The sequence below is a fragment of the Cupriavidus sp. 05N40 genome (genome assembly GCF_056397305.1).
On sequence record NZ_JBFTND010000115.1, the window covers coordinates 1 to 20,565 of the forward strand.

Sequence of the window (20,565 nt, forward strand, 5' to 3'; positions counted from 1 at the left end):
CCTGTTCGCCGTCACCGTCACGGTGGACGCCCCCGATCCCGCCGGCCAGCAGTTCTACCTGCCTGCGTGGATTCCCGGCAGCTACATGATCCGCGACTTCGCCCGCAATATCGTGCGCATCCGCGCCGATGCCGCCGGCAAGCAGGTCGCGCTGACCAAGCTGGACAAGCAGAGCTGGCAGGCGGCGCCCGCAAGCGGGCCGCTGACGCTGAGCTACGAGGTCTATGCCTGGGACTTGTCGGTGCGCGCCGCGCACCTGGACGCCACGCACGGCTTCTTCAACGGCAGCTCGGTCTTCCTCTGCGCCGAAGGGCAGGAACATCAGCCCTGCACGGTGGACATCCTGCCGCCCGCGGGCGAGGCGTATGCCGGCTGGCGCGTTGCCACCGCCATGCGCGAGGCCCCGGGCCGCGGCGGCGCCAGGCGCTACGGCTTCGGCCGCTACCAGGTGGCCGACTACGACGAGCTGGTCGACCACCCGGTCGAGATGGGCACCTTCACGCTGGGCAGCTTCCGCGCCTGTGGCGCCCAGCACGACGTGGTCTTCACCGGCCGCGTGCCGCAGCTGGACCTGGAGCGCGTGTGCCGCGACCTCAAGCGGATCTGCGAAGCGCAGATCCGCCTGTTCGAGCCCAAGACCGAGCGCGCGCCGTTCCTCGACAGCAACCGCCGCTACGTCTTCATGACGATGGTCACCACGGATGGCTACGGTGGCCTGGAGCACCGCGCCAGCACCGCACTGATGTGCGCGCGCGCCGACCTGCCGGCAATCGGCAAGGCAGAGGCCACCGAGGGCTATCGCACCTTCCTCGGCCTGTGCAGCCACGAGTATTTCCATACCTGGAACGTCAAGCGCATCAAGCCGGCGGCCTTCGTGCCGTACCGGCTGCGCGAGGAAACGCACACGCCGCTGCTGTGGCTGTTCGAGGGCTTCACCAGCTACTACGACGACCTGATGCTGGTGCGCAGCGGCGCCATCACCGAGGCGCAGTACGTCGAGCTGCTGGCCAAGACCTGGAACGGCGTGTTGCGCGGCAACGGCCGCACCAAGCAGAGCGTGGCCGACAGCTCCTTCGACGCCTGGACCAAGTACTACCGCCAGGACGAGAACGCGCCAAACGCCATCGTCAGTTACTACACCAAGGGTTCCCTGGTGGCGCTGGCCCTCGATCTCACCATCCGCGCCAAGACCCGCAACCGCCGCTCGCTCGACGACATCATGCGTGCGCTGTGGCAGCGCTACGGCAGCGGCTTCTATGCGCCGGGCGCGCAGCAGCGCGGCGTGACCGAGGCCGAAGTTCATGCCCTGGTCGACGAGGTCAGCGGCCTGCGCCTGGGCTCGTTGCTGCGCGCGCTGACCGAAGGCACGGGCGAGCTGCAGCTGGCGGCGCTGTTCAAGCCGTTCGGCATCAAGGCGGTGCCCACCAAGCCGGAGCGCAATGCCGCGCTCGGCATCAAGACCAAGAGCGAGGACGGCTGGGTGCGTATCACGCAGGTGCTCGACGGCGGCGCCGGCCAGGCGGCCGGGCTGTCGGCGGGCGACCTGCTGGCCGCGGTGGACGGCCTGCGCGCGGCGCCCGGGCAGCTGGACAAGTTRCTGGCGCGCTACCGCGCCGGCGACAGCGCCGAATGTCATGTATTCCGCCGCGACGAGCTGCATGTGCTGCCGGTGACCTTCGCGCGCGAGCCGGCGCTGCAGTACACCGTGACGGCCGAGGGTGGCCGCCAGGCCATGCGGGCGCGCTGGCTCGGCCAGTAGGCCGGCAGGCAGACATTCCGCCGACAAGGCCCAGCCCCCGAGCCGCCACATGCAATACGCGCACGACGCCCGCACCTTTATCTACTCGCACTATGTGTACCGTGGCCTGCGCTCGGCCACGGGGGTGATCGGCGCCACGCTGATCGCCATGCAGTTCGCGGACCTGCCCACTGCCATGGTGGTGTCGATGGGCGCGCTGTGCACCAGCCTGATGGACCTGCCCAGCCCGTTCAACCACAAGTTCAACGAGATGCTGGCCAGCGTGCTGCTGTGCACGGCAGTCACGCTGGCGGTGGCCATGGCCACGCCGTTCCCGCGCGTGATGCCGGTGGTGCTGGTGCTGGTGACGTTCATGGCCGGCATGATGACGGTGTACGGCAACAAGACCTTGCCGCTGCAGTTCTCGGCCTTGTTCGTCATGACGCTCACCATCAACGAGGACTTCGTGGTGCGGCGCGCGCTGGAGCATGCGCTGCTGTTCGGCGTGGGCGCGGTGGCCTACATGGCCTACGCCATGGTGGTGAGCTGGGCCACGCAGCGGCGTACCAAGCAGCAGATCCTGGCCGAAGCGCTGTACGAGATGGCGGGCTACCTCGACATCAAGGCCKGCTTCTACGACGCCGGCAACGACTACGAAGCGCAGTTCAACCAGCTGGTGCGCCAGCAGATCGTGGTGGCCGAGCGCCAGCAGGCCGCGCGCGACCTCGTGCTGCGCGGCAACCGCACCACGCATGACGGGCTGCTGGTGCAGGTCCACATGCGCATGCTGGACCTCTACGAGTACATCCTCTCCACCAACAACGACTACCCGCTGCTGCGCCAGACCTTTGCCGCCACGCCGGTGCTGGACCACCTGCGCCGGCTGGTGCAGCTGATGTGCGAGGACGTGGAGTCGATCGCCTACGACATCACGCGCGGGCGCTACTCCTATGCCGAGGTGGATTACCGGCAGGAGCTGCGCGCGGTCCAGGACGAGATCGCGCAGCTGCGCCATCACCACATCAATCCCGCGGCGATGACAGCGGTGGTCGAGACGCTGGACATGATCAAGGGCGCCATCGCGCTGGTGGGGCAGCTGCACGAGGCGTCACGCACGCCGGTGGAGCCTTCCAAGGTGCTGCCGGGCCCGGACATGACGCCGTTCCTCACGCGCCAGCGCTATGAGCTGAAGGTGCTGCGCGACAACCTCAACTGGAAGTCCCCGGCCTTCCGCTTTGCGCTGCGCATCACGATGGCGGTGTGGGCAGGGCTGTGGATCGCCGACCACCTGCCTTATGTCTCGCACAGCTACTGGATCCTGCTGACCATCATCGTCATCCTGAAGCCCAACTTCAGCATGACCAAGCAACGCTACAACGACCGCCTGATCGGCACGCTGATCGGCTGCGTGATCTCGGTGGCCGTGCTGCGGGTGGTGCACCAGCCGCTGGTGCTGCTGGGCGTGCTGTTCCTGGCGCTGGTGGCGAGCACGGCGTTCTCCACCATCAAGTACCGCTACACGGCCATCGCCGCCTGCGTGCAGGTGCTCATCCAGATCAACCTGCTGATGCCGGGCAGCGCCACGGTGGCGGGGGAGCGGCTGATCGACACGGTGATCGGCGGGGTGATCGCCTCGGTGTTCAGCTTCGTGCTGCCGAGCTGGGAGTACCGCGCGCTGCCCGCGCTGGTAGAGAACGTGCTGCAGTCCAACCGCCGCTATATCGCCGCCACGCGCGACCTGCTGCTGCGCGTGGCCAAGGACGACTTTGCCTACCGCGTGCAGCGCAAGCAGTTCATGGACAGCCTGTCGGCACTGATCGGCTCGTTCCAGCGCATGCTGGACGAGCCCAAGAGCCGGCACCGCGCGGTGGACAACCTGAACCGCTTTATCGTGCAGAACTACCTGGTGGCCGCGCATGTGGCGGCGATGCGTATCCAGGTGCGGGAGCACTACGGCGAGCTTGACCTGCCGGCCGCCGAAGGCGCCATCCGCCAGGCGACCGACGCCGCCACCAACAGCCTGGCGCTGGCAAGCGAGCGGCTGGTGGAAGATGACCGCGCGGGCGGCCGGGGGGCGGGGTTCGTGCGGGCGGCGGGGGAGCCGGCAACCGCCGTGGCGCATGCCGCGCCGCAATCCGGTGTCGAGGCCGGGCCTGCCCGCGCGGCCCCGCTGGCGGCGGCCGCGCTCAATGCTGCGCTCGAGGCCACCTCCACCGCAGACGAGGCCAGCGAGCGCCGGGCCCGCCTGGCCGATTCCGCCGATCGCCGCCGCGCCGACGTGCTGGCGCAGGCCGCCGCCTCGGGCGAGCTGTCCCGCGCCAGCAGCGCCACCCGCGAGCCGGGCGGCACCGCCAGCACGGCCAGTTCCACGGGCCGCGCAGCCAACGCCATCCTGGAGCGCCGCCTGCGCGCGCTGCGCGAGGACGCCGCCAAGATCGCGCTGCGCACCGGCGCCATCGGGCGCGCCATGCGCCAGCGCTAGCGTCGCGTGCGGCCGCTCAGGGCTGGGTACTTGTGCCGCCGGCCGGATGCTCCTCGCGCGGCAGCGTCAGCATGCCGCTGTTGTAGCTGTACTCGTACACCTCGCCATAGCGGCCCCATTCGATGGCGGCGGTCAGCACGCGCTCGGCTTCTTCCGGCTTGAGGAAGTCCTCGAGCTCGCGCAGCACATGTTCCTCGCGGATCTCGCCGTCCTCCGATTGCTCGAGCTCGCGGCGGATATGCGCGGCCAGGGCCACGTGCAGCAGCAACTGCTTGCCGAACAGCACCTTGCGCTCGGGCGGCTCGGTCTCGTAATAGACGCGGCCCAGGCCGGTGGCGCTGATGTCGCCGCGCTCGATGGTGGCCAGCTGCAGCAGATGCAGCGCCTCGCAGGCGGGCAGCAGGTCGTCGTCGGTGAGGCCGGCTTCCTCGGCCAGGTGCGGCAGGTCGGCGCGGCCGTGGAAGGGCGCCTCGCACAGCAGGTCGAGGATGGCTTCCATCTGGCTGATGTCGGCGTCCGGCAGGCGGTAGCCGATATTGCTGGCGGCCGCCAGCGCGGTGACGCGCGGCCCCAGCGCGGCGGGCGAGGTCATCAGCGTATAGACCTCGTCGATCAGCCCGCGCACTTGCGCCGAATCGCGGTTGCGCGGACGCGGGAAGGGTATTTTCACCTCGGCGCGGATACGGCCCGGGTCGCTCGACAGGATCACGATGCGGTCGGCCATCATGACTGCCTCCTCGATATTGTGCGAGACGATCAGGATGCACTTGATATTGGTGCGGCCGTCTTCCCACAGGTCGAGCATTTCGTCGCGCAGCGTCTCGCCGGTGAGCACGTCGAGCGCGGAAAAAGCCTCGTCCATCAGCAGCAGGTCGGGCTCGGTCACCAGCGCGCGCGCAATGCCCACGCGCTGGCGCATGCCGCCGGAGAGCTCGCGCGGCAGCGCGCTGTTGAAGCCGGACAGGCCGATCATGTCGATCGCCGCCTCGGCGCGCCGTGCGCGCGCTTCCTTCTGCACGCCCTGCGCTTCGAGCCCGAGCTCCACGTTCTGCTGCACGGTCAGCCACGGGAACAGCGCGAACGACTGGAACACCATGGCGATGCCCTCGGCGGTGCCGCGCAGCGGCTGGCCGCGGAACTGCACCTCGCCGTGGTCGGCGCGCACCAGCCCGGCCATGATGCGCAGCAGGGTGGACTTGCCCGAACCGGACTTGCCCAGCATGGCGACGATCTCGCCGCGCTTCAGGGTGAGGTCCACGCCTTCAAGCACGGCGCGGTCGGTGCGGTCCGCGGTGCGGAACATCTTGGAGACGCCGCGCAGTTCGACCACGGGTTCGGCTACGGTTGCGGCTGTGGTTGCGGGAGAGCTTGCCATGATGGAATTCCGGTACGGATGCTGAAAATCAGAGACGGGTGCGTTCCTGCGCTAGCAGGTAGAGGCGGTTCCACAGCAGGCGGTTGAAGCCCACCACGAACACCGCCATCACGCCGATGCCCAGCGCGATGCGGGGGAAGTCGCCCTTGGCGGTCATCTCCGCGATATAGCTGCCCAGGCCCGTGGCGACCAGCGTGCGGTCGCCCCAGGTCACGTATTCGGACACGATGCTGGCGTTCCACGAGCCACCGGCCGCGGTCACCAGGCCGGTCAGCAGGCTGGGGAACACCGCCGGCACCAGGAAGCGCTTCCACATCAGCCAGCCGCGCAGGCCGAAGTTGCGCGCGGCCAGCTTCAGTTCGGTGGGGATGCCGGAGGCGCCGGCGATCACATTGAACAGGATGTACCACTGCGTGCCGAAGATCATCAGCGGGCTGAGCCAGATTTCCGGGTTCAGGCCGAAGCGCACGATCAGCATCACCACCAGCGGGAACATCAGGTTGGCCGGGAAGGCCGCCAGGAACTGCGCCACCGGCTGGGCGATGCGCGCCACTTTCGGGTTCAGGCCGATGCGGATGCCGATCGGCACCCAGATCACCGCCGCCAGCGAGATCAGCACGATCACCCGCACCATGGTCAGCGTGCCCAGCCACAGCACGTGGCCGACCTCGCTCCAGCCCACCTCGGTGCGCACGAAGTGCATCACGCGGTACAGCGCCGCCACCGCGATCAGCGTAATGACGATGGTGCTGGCGCGCTCGAACCACAGCGTGCGCCGGCTGTCGCCGTTCTGCGATGCGGTTGCCTTGCGCGCGGAACCCCAGGCCAGCGTGCGCTCGGCCAGCGCGGCGGTGCGGCCCAGCAGCAGGCTGACCCATTCCGAGCGGCGCAGCAGGTTGAGCAGCCACGATTGCGGCTCGTTTTCCTGCGCCATGGTCTCGAAGCGGAAGCGGTCGGCCCAGGCGATGAGCGGGCGGAACAGCAACTGGTCGTACAGGACGATGCCGACCAGCATCGCCAGGATGGCCCAGCCGATGGCCGCCAGGTTCTGCTGCTGGATGGCCAGCGAGATATAGGAGCCGATGCCTGGCAGCTTGATATCGTTGCCAGACACCGAGATGGCTTCGGAGGCCACCACGAAGAACCAGCCGCCGGACATCGACATCATCATGTTCCACAGCAGCCCCGGCATGGCGAACGGCACTTCGAGGCGCCAGAATTTCTGCCATGCGGAAAGCCGGAACATGGCCGCGGCCTCGACCAGGTCGCTGGGGATGGTGCGGATCGACTGGTACAGGCTGAATGCCATGTTCCACGCCTGCGAGGTGAAGATGGCGAAGATCGCCGCGCATTCCACCCCGACCAGGCTGCCCGGGAACAGCGCGATAAAGCCTGTCACGGTGATCGACAGGAAGCCCAGCACCGGGATCGACTGCAGGATGTCCAGCGCCGGCACCATGACCTTCTCGGCGGTGCGGTTCTTGGAAGCCAGCGCCGCGAAGGCGAACGAGAACAGCAGCGAGGCGGCCAGCGCCAGCAGCATGCGGATGCTGGTGCGCAGCAGGTAGTACGGCAGGTAGGCGATGTCCAGGTGCACTTCCAGCGGCTCGCCGGGGCGGTAGGGCACGTCCATCCCCCGCGCGGCGAAGGCCACCAGCACGATCACCGCCAGGATGATGGGCAGCAGCGCCAGGTCGAAGCGGTTCGGTGGCGCGGTCAGCAACTGGCTGACGTAGCCAGGAGAGTTGATCGAGCTGGCCTGGTCGTGTTCGGCTTGCTGCATCTTGTTGGCTGAAGTTCGGTGGCCGCGGTTGCCGGCGGGATCGGATGGCCCGGCTGGCCCGGAAAGACCGGCGCGCGGGGCGTGCGGCGCTGCGTGGCCGCGGGCGGGTTGTGCACGGAACCCGGAGGCCCCGGCAGGGCGCCGGCGCGGCGCTGTCGGCGTTACCCCGGGTGGCATGCCCATACTGGTAACGCTCGGGGTGGCCGCCTAGTTTACCTGTATTGTGTTTTGCAGCCGTTTCAAGCAACGGCGAGGAGGGACCAGATGGATCGCCAGATGGAACAGCACACGGGACCCCAGTGGGCGCATCGGCCGGTAGCCTGGCGCATCGTTGTCACGGGGAGGGTGCAGGGCGTGGGTTACCGCGCCGCCTGCGAGGACCAGGCCCGCGCGCTGGGCCTGGGCGGATGGGTGCGCAACCGGCACGACGGTTCGGTGGAGGTGATGGCCTACGGCCCGCCCGAACAGCTGGCGGCGCTGCGCGAATGGATGCGGCGCGGGCCGCCCGCCGCGCAGGTCAGCGGGCTGGAGGTACAGGCCGGGGAGGGCGAGTTCGACAGTTTCGACTTCCGTCCGACGGCCTAGGGTCCAGGGGCCGGGGCCTGGCGGCTCAGCTCGCGCGCCAGTCCACCGGCGCCACGCCGTGCTTCTCCAGCCATGCATTGGCCAGCTTGAAATGGCCGCAGCCAAGGAAGCCGCGGTGGGCGGACAGCGGCGACGGGTGCGGCGCTTCCAGCACGCAATGCGCGCCGGCCAGCAGCGGCTTCTTGGCCTGCGCGTGGCTGCCCCACAACAGGAACACCAGGTTCGGGCGGGCGGCGGACAGTGCCTGGATCAGGCAGTCGGTCACGGCTTCCCAGCCGCGCTTGGCGTGGCTGGCGGCCTGGCCCTGTTCCACCGTCAGCACCGTGTTGAGCAGCAGCACGCCCTGGCGCGCCCAGCCTTCGAGGTTGCCGGAGGCGGGCGCGGGTACGCCGTCGCCGTATTCGGCGGCGATCTCCTTGAAGATATTGCGCAGGCTCGGCGGCACGCGCACCCCGTCCGGCACCGAGAAGGCCAGGCCGTGCGCCTGCGGGATCTCGCTGCCGCCGACGGTGCCGGTGCCGTGATACGGGTCCTGGCCCAGGATCACCACCTTGACCGTCCCGGGCGGGGTGAGATGCAGGGCGTGGAAAACGTCGTGCGGGAAGACCGGCTTGCCGGCATCGCGCTCGCCGTCGACAAAGGCGGCGAGTTCCTGCCAGCCGGCGCCGTGCATGCACGGCGCCAGCAGTTCACGCCAGGCGGAGGGCAGCGCCGCCGCCTGGGCGGCCAGGCTGGCCGGGGCCGATGGCGCCCTGGCGGCGGCCGGGGCGAACAGGTCGGCCTGTGCGCTCATTGGTTTGCTCATGCGGGTGCTTTGCGGAGGATAGGGGTTGGTGGGGCGCAGGGTGCACCCCGGGTGCGGCACGCCGGCGCGTCAGGCTCCGGCGACACCGGCAAGCCGGTAGCCACGCGCGGCCTTGCTCTGGTCGGATGCCGTGAGCGGCGCCACGTTCTGCAGGCGCCTCGCCAGCGCGCGCAGCGCGGCTTCGGCCACGGCCTGCGTGGGCGACTGGTCTGCCTCGCCTGGCAGCCATTCCAGCTCGAGTTCGTGGATGGTGTCGCGCGCAGTCGTGCCCGGCGCCGTGATCTCGCCCACGTCCAGCGCGGCTTCGATGCGCGCGCCGTCCTGCTCGACCAGCCAGGTACGCCGCGTGAAATCGGTGCGGAACACCGGGCCCAGCGTGGCTGCCAGCGGCGCCAGCAACGCGCGGGCCTCGGGCGGGAAGGCGTCGAGTTCGATGGCCTCGGCGGYGACCTTGGTTTCCCATTCATGACGGGCGGCCAGGCCGGCCTCGCTCTTGCCCGCCGTCTTCAGGGTTTGCAGCCATTGCTCGCCGCGGCGCCGCAGCCGCAGCGCGGCACGGGCGCGGGCCAGGTCGCGCGCGGGGGTGTCGAGGTAGACGTTGAGCAGCGTGTGCTCGCCGCGGGCCTCGCCGTGCGCGTCCAGCCATGCCGCCAGCGCGGGCATGGCGCCGTCCGGCACTGCCAGCTTGAGTTCGATTTCCTGGGCCATCTTGATCGAGGATTCCGGTGGGAGCCGCGGACGGGCGCGGGTCGGGCGAATGCCCGGGCGAACGTTCAGGCGAACATTCAGGCGAACAGGCGTGCCAGCTCGACGCCCGGATCGGGCGCGCGCATGAACGCTTCGCCGACCAGGAAGGCGTGCACATTGGCATCGCGCATGCGCTGCACGTCGGCCGGGCCGAGGATGCCGGATTCGGTCACCACCAGCCGGTCGGACGGGATGCGCGGCAGCAGTTCCAGCGTGTTGTCGAGCGAGACCTCGAAGGTGCGCAGGTTGCGGTTGTTCACGCCCAGCAGCGGCGTCTTCAGGCGCAGCGCGGCATCGAGCTCTTCGCCGCCGTGCACTTCCACCAGCACGTCCATGCCGAGTTCGTGGGCGCAGGCTTCGAGCTCGGCCATCAGGCCGGGGTCGAGCGCGGAGACGATCAGCAGGATGGCGTCGGCGCCCCAGGTGCGCGCTTCATAGACCTGGTACAGGTCGACCATGAAGTCCTTGCGCAGGGCGGGCAGCGGGCAGGCGCCGCGCGCGCGCTTGAGGAAATCGGCGTGGCCCTGGAAGAAATTCACGTCGGTCAGCACGGACAGGCAGGCCGCGCCGTGGCTGGCGTAGCTTTCCGCGATCGCCTCGGGCACGAACTGCTCGCGCAGCACGCCCTTGGACGGCGAGGCTTTCTTCACTTCGGCGATCACGCCGGCGTGGCCGGCGGCGATCTTCTCGCGCAGCGCGCGCTCGAAGCCGCGCGGCGCCAGGCCGGGCTCGGCGCGCAGGCTCTCGGCTTCGGCGCGCAGGCTGGGCAGGTCGCGCTTCTTGCGCGCGGCGCTGACTTCATCGGCCTTGACGGCCAGGATCTTCTGCAGGATATCGGACATGCGTGTTTCTCTTGCGGTGTGTCGGCGCGGCTCGCGGCCCGGCTTACTTGAACTGCTGGGTGGCGCGCACGAACTGGTCGAGCTTCTCGCGCGCGGCGCCGCTGGCGATGGCTTCGCGTGCGCGGCGGATGCCGTCCTCGATCGAGCTGGCCACGTTGGCGGCGTACAGCGCGGCGCCGGCGTTGAGCGAGACGATCTCGCGCGGGGTGCCAGGCACATCGGTCAGCGCCTCGAGCAGCATTTCCTTGGACTCGGTGGCGTCGGCCACCTTGAGGCCCCGGTTGGAGATCATCGACAGGCCGAAGTCCTCGGGGTGGATCTCGTATTCGCGCACCTCGCCGTCCTTGAGCTCGCCGACCAGCGTGGCGGCGCCGAGCGAGACCTCGTCCATGCCGTCCTTGCCGTAGACCACCAGCGCGTGCTTGGCGCCCAGGCGCTGCATCACGCGCACCTGGATACCGACCAGGTCGGGATGGAACACGCCCATCAGGATATTGGGCGCGTCGGCCGGGTTGGTCAGCGGGCCCAGGATATTGAAGATGGTGCGCACGCCCATTTCCTTGCGGATCGGCGCCACGTTCTTCATGGCCGGGTGGTGGGTGGGCGCGAACATGAAGCCGATGCTGGTCTGCTCGATGCAGTGGCCGACCTGCTCGGGCGTGAGCATGATGTTGACGCCCAGCGCTTCCAGCACGTCCGCGCTGCCCGACTTGGAGCTCACGCCGCGGTTGCCGTGCTTGGCGATGCGCGCGCCGGCCGCGGCCGCGACGAACATCGAGGCGGTGCTGATATTGAAGGTATGCGAGCCGTCGCCGCCGGTGCCGACGATGTCGACGAAGTTCTCGCGGTCTTGCACCGGCACCTTGTTGGCGAATTCGCGCATGACCTGCGCGGCCGCGGAGATCTCGCCGATGGTTTCCTTCTTCACGCGCAGCCCGGTCAGGATGGCCGCGGCCATCACCGGGGACATCTGCCCCTGCATGATCTGCCGCATCAGGTGCAGCATTTCGTCATGGAAGATCTCGCGGTGTTCGATGCAGCGGGTGAGGGCTTCCTGGGGCGTGATGGACATGGCGGTCTCGGTCTGGTGTTGTTCTTCGGCGTTCGCGTGAAGTCTCGGGTGGCCGCTGGCCGGCGTGGGCGCGCTGGGCGTGTCGGTGCGCCTCATCGGCGCGCCTTGACGAAGTTGGCCAGCAGCGCGTGGCCGTGCTCGGACAGGATCGACTCGGGGTGGAACTGCACGCCTTCGATGTCGAACTCCTTGTGGCGCACGCCCATGATCTCGCCGTCCGGCGTCCAGGCCGTCACTTCCAGGCAATCCGGCAGCGTCTCGCGCTCGATCGCCAGCGAATGATAGCGCGTCACGTCGAAATGCCTGGGCAGCCCGGCGAACACGCCTTCCTGCGTGGTCTCGATGCGGCTGACCTTGCCGTGCATCACCTGCTTGGCGCGGATCACCTTGCCGCCGAAGGCTTCGCCGATGGCCTGGTGGCCAAGGCACACGCCCAGCAGGGGCACGCGGCCGGCGAAGTGCTGCAGCACTGCCACCGAGATGCCGGCTTCCCTGGGGCTGCACGGTCCGGGCGAGACGCAGATATGGTCGGGCGCCAGCGCCTCGATTTCCTCGAGGGTGATTTCGTCGTTGCGATAGGTGCGCACGTCGGCACCGAGCTCGCCGAAATACTGGACGATGTTGTAGGTAAACGAATCGTAGTTGTCGATCATCAGCAGCATATCACACCTAATTACTTGATTTTAAAGGGGAAAATTCTAGCAACTACTGTTTGATATGCGCCTTGATATACACAGCGGTAGCAAAAGGGCGACCGAAGGCATCCGCGGGTGCTGATCTCAGCGTGTCGGAGAGCCCACGGCAATCCATGGCCGTTGCAGGCAATGCCGGAGCGGCATGCCAGGCGCTGGAAGTGGGCCATGCCATGCCTGCCGCTGCGGCACGCCAAGCCCGGCCACGGAACGCGCGCAACGGGCGTCCTGGAGCAGGTTTGCAGTACAGGGAAGACTTGCTTGGCATGGGGCGATCTCCTAGAGATTGGAGCCGCCACATCGGTGAGCTATCGGGGTCCTGGAAACCTGCTTGCCGATGATGGCGGCAGGGTTCGGTTTCAAACCGCAACGACGTGCCGCTTCCTATTGGAAGCGCCACCACTGAGCGAAACGGTTCGTTGCGATGCRGGTCATGCTACCTAGCCATAGAGGGGAAAACGGGACATGGTCGACGGCCATGCCTGATCAAACACACGCGTGATTGTAGCGTCGATTTTGTCGTCTCGTCGATTCCTATTTTTCGCCATTGTGGCGGGGTCGGCGCCCGTCTCCATGGCGGCCCCGTCTGCACTTGTGCGTTCGCCCAGGTGTGGAGACGGCAAATCGGTAACGCCGTTCTTCCACGCCAGGCAAAGGATGCCTCCGGGGCAGAAACGAGGAACTACAAAACGAACAGCAAACTATTTGCTGCCGGTGCGCCGGAGGACTTGGCAGATGTGCCGCATCCTTTCGTTGTTGGTATGTCCCGCGCGGGCTGGTCAGCGATCCGCCCGCCGCTGACCGCACCAGGCGACACTCGGCCGACGCCAYGGCAGCCCTCAGAAAGAGCGCCCGCAACGCACGACTCCTGCCCTATACTGGCGATTGATTGTTCAACAATCATTGCCAGCAAAGCCAAGATGATTTCAGGAGGCAGACCATGTCGAATTACCCTGCGGCGTACCAGGTAAGCAAGGGCTCGGTATTGCATGTGGACCGGGACTTCTACCGTGCCATCGCCACCGATGCGTCCCAGCGCAAGCTGATCGCTTCCCACGTTGTCCCCATCCGCAGCGGCTTTGCCTGGAAGGTCCCCGCGGGCCACGTCTTTCGCATCGTGACCCTGGAAGGCCCCCAGGTCGCGGACTTCAATATGTGGAATCTGCACAATCCGCGCGAGCGCATGTGGGCCTCCCGTACCCGGCAGCTACAGCAGGCGCATGTCAGTACGTATGACCGACTCTGGTCCACGCTGCCGTACCTGCGTCCCATGGTCACCATCACCGATGACACGCTGGCCGACTACGGCAAGGATGGCGATGGCGGCCGCGTGCATGACCTGCTGGGCACCCGCTGCGACCCCTACGTCAACAAGCTGCTGACGGGCGAGGACTTCCACTTCCACTGCCACTCCAACCTGACACGCGCGGTGGCACCGCATGGCCTGACGGAGTTCGATGTACATGACGTGCTCAACGTATTCCAGGTAACGGGCCTGAACGACGACGACAAGTACTTCATGAAGGCGTGCCCCGCCAAGCCAGGCGACTACCTGGAGTGCTTCGCGGAAATGGACCTGCTGTGTGCGTTGTCCACCTGCCCGGGCGGCGATCTCTCCGTGCCGATGTGGGGACCGGATGCGCGCGATCCCATCGACGTGTGCCGGCCGTTGGGCGTCGAGGTCTATGAGCTGGATCCCGCCTTGCTTCAAGGTTGGGCCTCACCCGAAGTCTCCCCGTATAAGGGCGTCCACGGACTGCACCCCGAAAAGATCGAGTGGAAATAACAACCGGAGCCACACCTTCATGCCTGCAGAACGCGAGAACGGGATCTCAATCGCCGAGCGCATCAGTCATCAACTGCGCGACGACATCATGGGAGGGAAGCTCCCTCCGGGCACGCAACTGGTCGAGGTGGACCTGGCGGCCCTCTACGGGGCCTCGCGCAACACCGTCCGCGAAGTTCTGCACCAACTGGGACGGGAGGGCCTGGCCACGTTTATCCGCCACAAAGGCGTTGTCGTGCGGCGCATGGAACGCAAGGACTTGCGCGAAATCTATGCCGCGCGCCGCGCACTGGAGCTGCAAGCCATCAACGGCGATCTACCCTTGCAGCCCGCCCTGCTCGACAAGATGCTCACCGCCATCCATGCCGCCGAACGCGCGCTGGCCAAGAAGAACTGGCGCCATGTCGGCACGCTGAGCCTGCAAGTTCACCAGCACATCGTGGCGCAGTTGGGCAGCCGATTGCTGGACGAATTCTTTCGCACACTGTGCGCGCAGCTACGCCTGGTGTTTGCCTCGGAGGCCGATGAAAGTCGCATCCAGACACCCGACTGGATCGAGCGTGAACACCGGATTCATGACCTGCTGGTGCGCGACCAACGCGGAGAAGCGGCACAAGCCCTGTCAGCCTACCTCGACGATTCCGAGCGCACCCTGATGGCCGTGCTTACACGCCTGAAAAACCAGCCAGCCAAGTAGGGCAGAGGTAGGGTGCGGAGGCTTGGCGGCATGCCACCGGAGATCAAGCGCGCGTCACCCATCACGCGGTGCCGGATGCCAGGGCAATCCGGCCACCACACCCTGTCCGCTTGATGGGTTGCACACGACCGGCTTCACGTCGGCGTTGCATCCTCCGGCTCCGCGTAGCTGCCGTCTTCGCGATGTGTCTCGCACCCGCTCAAGGGCGGGTTGAATATGCACACCAACCGCAGGTCGCCCTTGGTCGCCCGCAACACATGCTTGTCGTTCTTGTCCAGCGCATACAGCGTGCCCGGCCTGATGGCATGCACGGCGCCGCTGGCCACGTCCAGCACCTCGCCTTCGCCGGCCATGCAGTAGTTCGCCTCGTAGTGGTGCTTGTAATGCAGGTGCAGTTCCGCGCCTTCAAAGACTCGGGTTTCATGTACCGAATAGCCGATGCCATCACGCTTGACGACGATGCGCCTGCTTTCCCAACCGGGCCCCCGGGCATGGCGTTCGGTATCGGTCAGGTCTTCGCTGTGAATGACGATCATGGAGACGCTCCAGAGGAAAAGTAGTGACGATGACTCAATGCCGCGACATGGGCTGCGTCCCGGGACGCAGCACGCACTCGATCGCGCGCGCCATCTGAAGCAGCCCACGGTCGCGCCTGGTGCGGCCCGTCACGAGTAGCCCCACTGCCTGCCTGGCATTCAGGTCGCCCGGCAGGGAAATGCTGGGCAGATCCAGGCGGTTCGCAAATTCGGTCAGGCTGAACGCCCTGGCGTTCTTGCTCAGGTACGTGCTGTCGTCACGCAGTTCGGCCAGCGACGGCGGTAGCATCGGCACGGTGGGTGTCAGCACGGCATCGGCGCCGCCCAGTTCGTCTTCGTACTGCCTGCCCAGGGCAAGCAGCCGTTGTTGGGCAAGCGCATAGGCGTGGGCCGGCACCTGCGCGCCCAGCAGCATGCGCGGCCCCACGCGAGGGTCATAGGCCGACGCCTTGGCAGCCAGCCGGCCGGCATGCAGGGCGTAGGCTTCCGCCGCGATGATGCCTCCCTCCCGCGCCACCTTGCCGGCCAACGGCAGGCTGGGCATGGGCGCGCGGCGCAACACGGCGCCCGCCGCGCCCAGGCGCTCCATCCATGTTGCGAACACGTGCCGTACCCCAGGCTCCAGTTCATCATCCAGGTGGTCCGGTATCACGAACGATGTTCGCGCCAGCGATGTGCCGGCAGTCGGCGCCGAGCGGTCCCACGGCGCCAGGGCCTGATCCACCCGCAAGCATTGCGCGACGTCCGCGGCGATCACCCCGGGAACGTCAAAGCTGGGAGACAGATGCATCATGCCCGCATCGTCGTAACGGCCCCGCGAAGGCTTGAAACCCGCGACGCCGCAGAACGCGGCCGGAATCCGGACGGAGCCGCTGGTGTCCGAACCGAGCGCAAGGCTCACCATGCCCAGCGCCACCGCCACTGCGCCGCCACTACTTGAACCGCCGGCCACGCGAGGCACGTCGCTGGGCAACGGCGATACCGGCGTACCGAACCAGGGGTTCAAGCCCAGCGCGCCATAGGCGAACTCGGTCATGTTGTTCTGCGCCAGCAGCACCGCGCCCGCCTGCCGCAACGCGCGCACCAGCGCCGCGTCCTCGCTTGCGGCAGGAGCGTCCGCCAGCACCTGCGATCCCGCGTGGGTGACCCATCCGCGCACGTCAAAGCAGGCCTTCACGCCCAGCACCACGCCCGCCAGCGGCGCATCATGTCCAGACAGCCGTGCCATCGCATCGCGCGCATGGGCTTCACGCCGCGCGTCGTCGTCGCGGCGGGCCAGCAAAGCGCTCGACGCGCTAGTGGGATAGGCCTCGATATTCCGCAGGCATTGCGTCAACGCGCCGGCATGCGTGCCCGTGCGTTCAGGACACATGGACATGGCTCAGAAAGTCCTTGATACGCGCATCCTGGCTTGCCTGCACGGCGGCGGGCGGGGAATCCAGAAGGATGCGACCGTTTTCCATGAAGACCACTCGGTCGGACACCTTGAAGGCAAAGGCCATCTCGTGCGTCACGATCAGCATCGTCATCCCTTCGCGCGCCAGCGTTTCCACCACCTTGAGCACTTCCGCGACCAACTCGGGGTCGAGCGCCGACGTGGGTTCGTCAAACAACATGATGGATGGCCGCATGGCCAGGGCCCGGGCAATCGCCACACGCTGCTGCTGGCCGCCGGAGAGTTGGTGCGGGTATTTATGGGCGTGGTCGAGCATGCCCACCTTGTTGAGCAGTACCAGCGCCTCGCGCCGCAATGAGGCCGGCTTGCCCCGACGGTGGTAGGCGGGCGCCAGCATCACGTTCTGCAGCACGGTTTTGTGCGGGAACAGGTTGAAGCTCTGGAACACCATGCCGATGTCCAGGATGCGGTCCCCCTGTGCGGCCGTGGTGCCGGTCTCGGGCGACCCCAGGAATGGCTTGCCGTGTAGCAGCACCTGACCGCCATCCAACGTCTCCAGGCCGTTGAGTGTACGTATCAGCGAGGTCTTGCCCGAACCGGACGGACCGATGATGCTGATGACTTCGCCGGCCCTGACCCGCAAGTCGATGCCCTTGAGCACCTCGTGGTCGCCAAAGCGCTTGCGCGCCTGCCGCACCTCCAGTGCCGCCGCGTTGCCGCTGGCGGTCAGCGTGGGCTGGGCCATCCCCTCCTGCACCTGACGCCGGGTTTCCGCATCCAATGCCAGGGGCTTGGGCGCGCGGCGCAGGATGTTCATGTGCGACTCCAGCCAACCCAACAGCTTGTCGAACAGGGTGACGATCAGCACGTAGTAAAGCGCGACCGCCAGCATGGTCTCGAACACCAGAAAGTTCTGTGTGTACAAACGCTGCCCCACCAGCAGGATCTCGGCCAGAGAAATCACCGACACCAGCGATGTCAGCTTGGCGATGGTAATGAACTCGTTGCTCAGCGCCGGCAGGGCAATGCGCAACGCCTGTGGAATGACCACCATGCGTTGTATGCCGGTGTAGCGAATGCCCAGCGCGCGGCCCGCTTCGATCTGCCCGCGCGGTACGCCGAGAATGCCGCCGCGGTGTATCTCCGCAATGAACGCGGTCTCGCTCGCCACCAGCGCGGCCAGGCCCGCGTAGAACGGGTCGCCCAGCACGGCGCCAGTCGCGGGGAAGACCTGGGGCAGGTTGTAGATGAACACCAGCAGCACCAGCAAAGGCAGGCTGCGGAAGAACCAGATATACAAGCCTGCCAGACGCCTGAGCACAGGGTTCTTCGCCTGTTTGCCCAGCGCCAGCAGAAAGCCCGCCGCGACCCCGACGAACCAGGTGGCCGTGCTCAGTTTCACCACTACCCAGCATGCATGCCAGAAATCGGCATCCCAGAACAAGCTGACGGTATAGTCCCAATCAAAACGCATTTGTCCTGCCTCCCCTTCCGCTGCGGCGTTACTGGCTCGTGCCGATGAGCGCGCTCTGGACTTCTGCGGCGGTAGGCGCTTCAAGCCCGTAGCGGGTGAGCAAGGCCTGGTATTCGCCGCTATCGTGGGCGCGCTGCAAAGCCATCTTTAGCTCGCCCTGCAATTGCTGGGCCTCCTTGTGGAGACCCAGCCCTATCACGATGGGGTAAAGCAGCGAGGTGGAGGTGACTTTCAAGCTGTTCTGCGACTGCGCAAGCATGCCGTGGACCACGGCCGCATCCTCGATCATGACGTCCGCTGCCTGCGAACGCAGCGCCATCATGGCCTCGGGCGAAGTAGGAAACTCCAGCACCTTGATCTCGTCCTCGCCCTTCGGCCGGCAAGTCTCGCGCGACACCTTGCGCAGCTTGGGCGTCCAGGAGGCGCCCTTGATCGATGCCACACGCTTGCCACAAAGCGCCTCGGGCGACGGCGGCGCATACGGGCTTGCCGCCAGCACCACCAGAGACGCGCCCGTCTTCAGGTAGGGAATGAAATCGATCAGCTTCGAGCGCTCCGACGTCACGTAGAGCGCCGAAGCAATCGCATCGAAACGGCGCGCACGCATCCCCAGGATCAGGTCAGGAAAGCGGGTATCCACGAATACGGGTTTGAGCGACAGCTTGGCCGCCAGCAAACGGGAGAAGTCGGCATCGAAGCCAACAGGCTTGCCAGCCTCCATGTAGGCATAGGGGGGATAGGTAAGGTCCGAGCCGATCGTCAGACTGTCGGCCTTGATGGTGGAGGCGGCAAGCGCCCATGTGGAGGCCGCGCACAAGATCAGCGCGGCCACGGCGGCCGTGCGTCGGCGCCGCGACGACGCCAAGGTCGAAGTGGACATGATTACTCCTGCTGAACGCACTGGAACCCGCAAAAAACTCGGTCTTCCTTGCACCGAGAGGCATTTTGCTGCCGAGGATTGTTGAACAATTTCGATGATTCTGGGACAGTGGATAAGCAGGAGAAATGGGTATTTTCCCTAGCGCATCGACAGACGGCGGCACAAGCCCGTGGGGGGACTCCTTTCACCAAGGCCTTTCGGAGCAGGGCGGGAAGATAAGCGCCGAACGCGATCACGTACCCCACACCATGCCAACCGGCATCACCTGGCCRATCACGCCGGGCCCGGGGCATCAAACTGCGCTCGCGGGTCCCGGATATGGCGTTGGTGGTGCCGGTGCCCGCACCGGCTAGCCAATACGATGCGGCCGGCCATTACTGTCGCCGGACGCGCTTTGAAAACCTTCGCTTCTTCACGGCACGCGCGGCCCGAAGGTTGTGCATTTTTCATCACGAGCCTCGACCGATGTCCGTTGCTGCCGGCTGCATCCCGCCCCCGGATTGCAGCGGAAATGACGTCAGCAAATGACGCATTTATCCTCGCGAAAATGCTTGCATTTGGCGTCCGGAAAACTACCTTAGACATACAAAGTGAACCGTATCTCGGCACTGGAGGAGACCATGCCGGCGACACGTATGATGATTGCGCGCCGGGCTGGCGTCAGCGTCGCCACGGTCGATCGTGTGCTGCGCGACGATGCCTCCGTGCGTGCCGAGACGGCTGCCCGCGTCCACCAGGCCCTCGCGGACCTGCGTGACGAACGGGCCAGCCGCGGGCGCCCGCCGAAGGCGGCTGCGTTTCGCATTGCATTCGTCCTCCCGCAGATCAATTCCCGCTTCCTCGACCAGGTCGAGCGCGACATCGCGCTGTCTGCCAGTTTCTTTCGCGAGCACCGCGTCATCCCTTCGTTCTACCGCTGCGACTTCGCCAGCCAGCGCGACACGTCGCGCTTTGCCGAGCAGGCGGCGGGGTACGACGCGCTGGTCCTGGTGCCGCTCGACTACCCGTGGGTCGGCCGCCTGATCGAGGAACTGAGCGACGCGAGCGTGCCGGTCGTCACGGCGTTCTCCGATCTGCCGGGCAGCCGCCGCGCCGCCTACATCGGCGTGGACAACCGCATTGCGGGGCGCACGGCCGGGCTGCTGATGGGCGGCTTTCTCGGCTCGCGGATCGGCTCGGTCGCCGTGCTGTCGGGGTCGTCGCGCCTGCATGACCAGGTGGAGCGGCGCACCGGCTTTTCGCAGGTGCTGGAGGAGGATTTCCGCAATCTGCGCGGCATCGCCGAGCCGGACTTCACCGAGGACGACGACGGCGCCGACCTGGCCGTGCAGGGCTTGCTGGCGCGTCACGCCGACCTGGTCGGCATCTACGTCACCGGCGGCGGCATCCGCGGCATTGCCTCGGCCTTGCAGGATTCCGGCGACAAGGCCCGCATCTTCCTGATCGGCCACGAGCGCACGGCGGACACGCGCGAGCAACTGTCCGGGCGCGCGATCGATGTGATCCTGGACCAGGACGTGCGCGGCATCGTGCATCGCGCGGGTCTTGCCGCGGTGGACTTCCTGAACGATGTGCGCGGGGCGCTTGCGATCCCCACGCCGGAAACCCGAATCTATCTTCGTGAGAATGCGCATGCCTGATGCTCGCGACACCCGGACTGACGCTTGAATTTGCC

17 protein-coding genes are annotated in these 20,565 nt (G+C 66.9%); 6 read left to right on the top strand and 11 right to left on the bottom strand.

What is annotated here, in order from left to right; genetic code table 11:
- Window position 1 precedes the first annotated feature (1 nt).
- Window positions 2-1,759, top strand: coding sequence for a M61 family metallopeptidase (locus AC1DO7_RS24630; protein ID WP_477116670.1), 1,758 nt, complete (start codon window positions 2-4; stop codon window positions 1,757-1,759).
- A gap of 49 nt (window positions 1,760-1,808) precedes the next feature.
- The gene (locus tag AC1DO7_RS24635; protein WP_477116671.1) at window positions 1,809-4,220 is read left to right on the top strand and encodes an FUSC family protein; all 2,412 of its coding nucleotides are present in this window, start codon (window positions 1,809-1,811) and stop codon (window positions 4,218-4,220) included.
- 16 nt (window positions 4,221-4,236) lie between these two features.
- Here the strand turns inward: AC1DO7_RS24635 and AC1DO7_RS24640 are convergent, their stop codons facing one another.
- Both AC1DO7_RS24640 and AC1DO7_RS24645 read right to left on the bottom strand, forming a co-directional pair.
- On the bottom strand, window positions 4,237-5,595 hold the full coding sequence (locus AC1DO7_RS24640) for an ABC transporter ATP-binding protein (RefSeq protein WP_441622664.1): 1,359 nt from the start codon (window positions 5,593-5,595) through the stop codon (window positions 4,237-4,239).
- A gap of 28 nt (window positions 5,596-5,623) precedes the next feature.
- Window positions 5,624-7,378 carry an ABC transporter permease gene (locus AC1DO7_RS24645; RefSeq protein WP_441622666.1) on the bottom strand — a complete coding sequence of 585 codons (1,755 nt, stop codon included), beginning with the start codon at window positions 7,376-7,378 and terminating at the stop codon, window positions 5,624-5,626.
- Between the two features lie 276 nt (window positions 7,379-7,654).
- On the opposite strand from AC1DO7_RS24645, the gene AC1DO7_RS24650 reads away from it, so the two are divergent.
- The gene (locus tag AC1DO7_RS24650; protein ID WP_441622722.1) at window positions 7,655-7,963 is read left to right on the top strand and encodes an acylphosphatase; all 309 of its coding nucleotides are present in this window, start codon (window positions 7,655-7,657) and stop codon (window positions 7,961-7,963) included.
- Between the two features lie 25 nt (window positions 7,964-7,988).
- Here the strand turns inward: AC1DO7_RS24650 and AC1DO7_RS24655 are convergent, their stop codons facing one another.
- From AC1DO7_RS24655 to AC1DO7_RS24675, 5 genes are all read right to left on the bottom strand, one after another.
- Window positions 7,989-8,768 (bottom strand): uracil-DNA glycosylase, encoded by a 780-nt coding sequence (locus AC1DO7_RS24655; protein WP_441622668.1) that lies wholly within the window; start codon window positions 8,766-8,768, stop codon window positions 7,989-7,991.
- Window positions 8,769-8,837: 69 nt separating this feature from the next.
- On the bottom strand, window positions 8,838-9,476 hold the full coding sequence (locus AC1DO7_RS24660) for a CYTH domain-containing protein (RefSeq protein WP_477116672.1): 639 nt from the start codon (window positions 9,474-9,476) through the stop codon (window positions 8,838-8,840).
- 77 nt (window positions 9,477-9,553) lie between these two features.
- Window positions 9,554-10,357, bottom strand: coding sequence for an indole-3-glycerol phosphate synthase TrpC (gene trpC, locus AC1DO7_RS24665; RefSeq protein WP_441622672.1), 804 nt, complete (start codon window positions 10,355-10,357; stop codon window positions 9,554-9,556).
- A 43-nt stretch (window positions 10,358-10,400) separates the two neighbouring features.
- Window positions 10,401-11,429, bottom strand: a complete 1,029-nt coding sequence (trpD, locus tag AC1DO7_RS24670) for an anthranilate phosphoribosyltransferase (protein WP_441622724.1) — start codon at window positions 11,427-11,429, stop codon at window positions 10,401-10,403.
- A gap of 92 nt (window positions 11,430-11,521) precedes the next feature.
- Window positions 11,522-12,091, bottom strand: coding sequence for an aminodeoxychorismate/anthranilate synthase component II (locus AC1DO7_RS24675; protein WP_441622674.1), 570 nt, complete (start codon window positions 12,089-12,091; stop codon window positions 11,522-11,524).
- A 970-nt stretch (window positions 12,092-13,061) separates the two neighbouring features.
- Between AC1DO7_RS24675 and AC1DO7_RS24680 the strand changes: the two genes are divergently transcribed.
- Both AC1DO7_RS24680 and AC1DO7_RS24685 read left to right on the top strand, forming a co-directional pair.
- The gene (locus AC1DO7_RS24680; protein WP_441622676.1) at window positions 13,062-13,907 is read left to right on the top strand and encodes an urea carboxylase-associated family protein; all 846 of its coding nucleotides are present in this window, start codon (window positions 13,062-13,064) and stop codon (window positions 13,905-13,907) included.
- 19 nt (window positions 13,908-13,926) lie between these two features.
- Window positions 13,927-14,604, top strand: coding sequence for a GntR family transcriptional regulator (locus AC1DO7_RS24685; protein ID WP_441622678.1), 678 nt, complete (start codon window positions 13,927-13,929; stop codon window positions 14,602-14,604).
- Between the two features lie 134 nt (window positions 14,605-14,738).
- On the opposite strand, the gene AC1DO7_RS24690 is transcribed toward AC1DO7_RS24685, so the two are convergent.
- Genes AC1DO7_RS24690 through AC1DO7_RS24705 form a run of 4 tightly spaced genes read right to left on the bottom strand, consistent with a single transcriptional unit; the run spans window position 14,739 to window position 18,890 of the window.
- Entirely contained in the window at window positions 14,739-15,140 is a 402-nt protein-coding gene (locus AC1DO7_RS24690) for an ectoine synthase (protein WP_441622680.1), read from the bottom strand.
- 34 nt (window positions 15,141-15,174) lie between these two features.
- Window positions 15,175-16,518 (bottom strand): amidase, encoded by a 1,344-nt coding sequence (locus tag AC1DO7_RS24695; protein ID WP_441622682.1) that lies wholly within the window; start codon window positions 16,516-16,518, stop codon window positions 15,175-15,177.
- Window positions 16,502-18,010, bottom strand: a complete 1,509-nt coding sequence (locus AC1DO7_RS24700; RefSeq protein ID WP_441650138.1) for an amino acid ABC transporter permease/ATP-binding protein — start codon at window positions 18,008-18,010, stop codon at window positions 16,502-16,504. The genes AC1DO7_RS24695 and AC1DO7_RS24700 overlap by 17 nt, the downstream gene beginning before the upstream one ends.
- A gap of 28 nt (window positions 18,011-18,038) precedes the next feature.
- The gene (locus tag AC1DO7_RS24705) at window positions 18,039-18,890 is read right to left on the bottom strand and encodes an ABC transporter substrate-binding protein (protein ID WP_441622684.1); all 852 of its coding nucleotides are present in this window, start codon (window positions 18,888-18,890) and stop codon (window positions 18,039-18,041) included.
- A 620-nt stretch (window positions 18,891-19,510) separates the two neighbouring features.
- Here AC1DO7_RS24705 and AC1DO7_RS24710 point away from each other — a divergent pair.
- Window positions 19,511-20,530 (top strand): LacI family DNA-binding transcriptional regulator, encoded by a 1,020-nt coding sequence (locus AC1DO7_RS24710; RefSeq protein ID WP_441622686.1) that lies wholly within the window; start codon window positions 19,511-19,513, stop codon window positions 20,528-20,530.
- Window positions 20,531-20,565 lie beyond the last annotated feature (35 nt).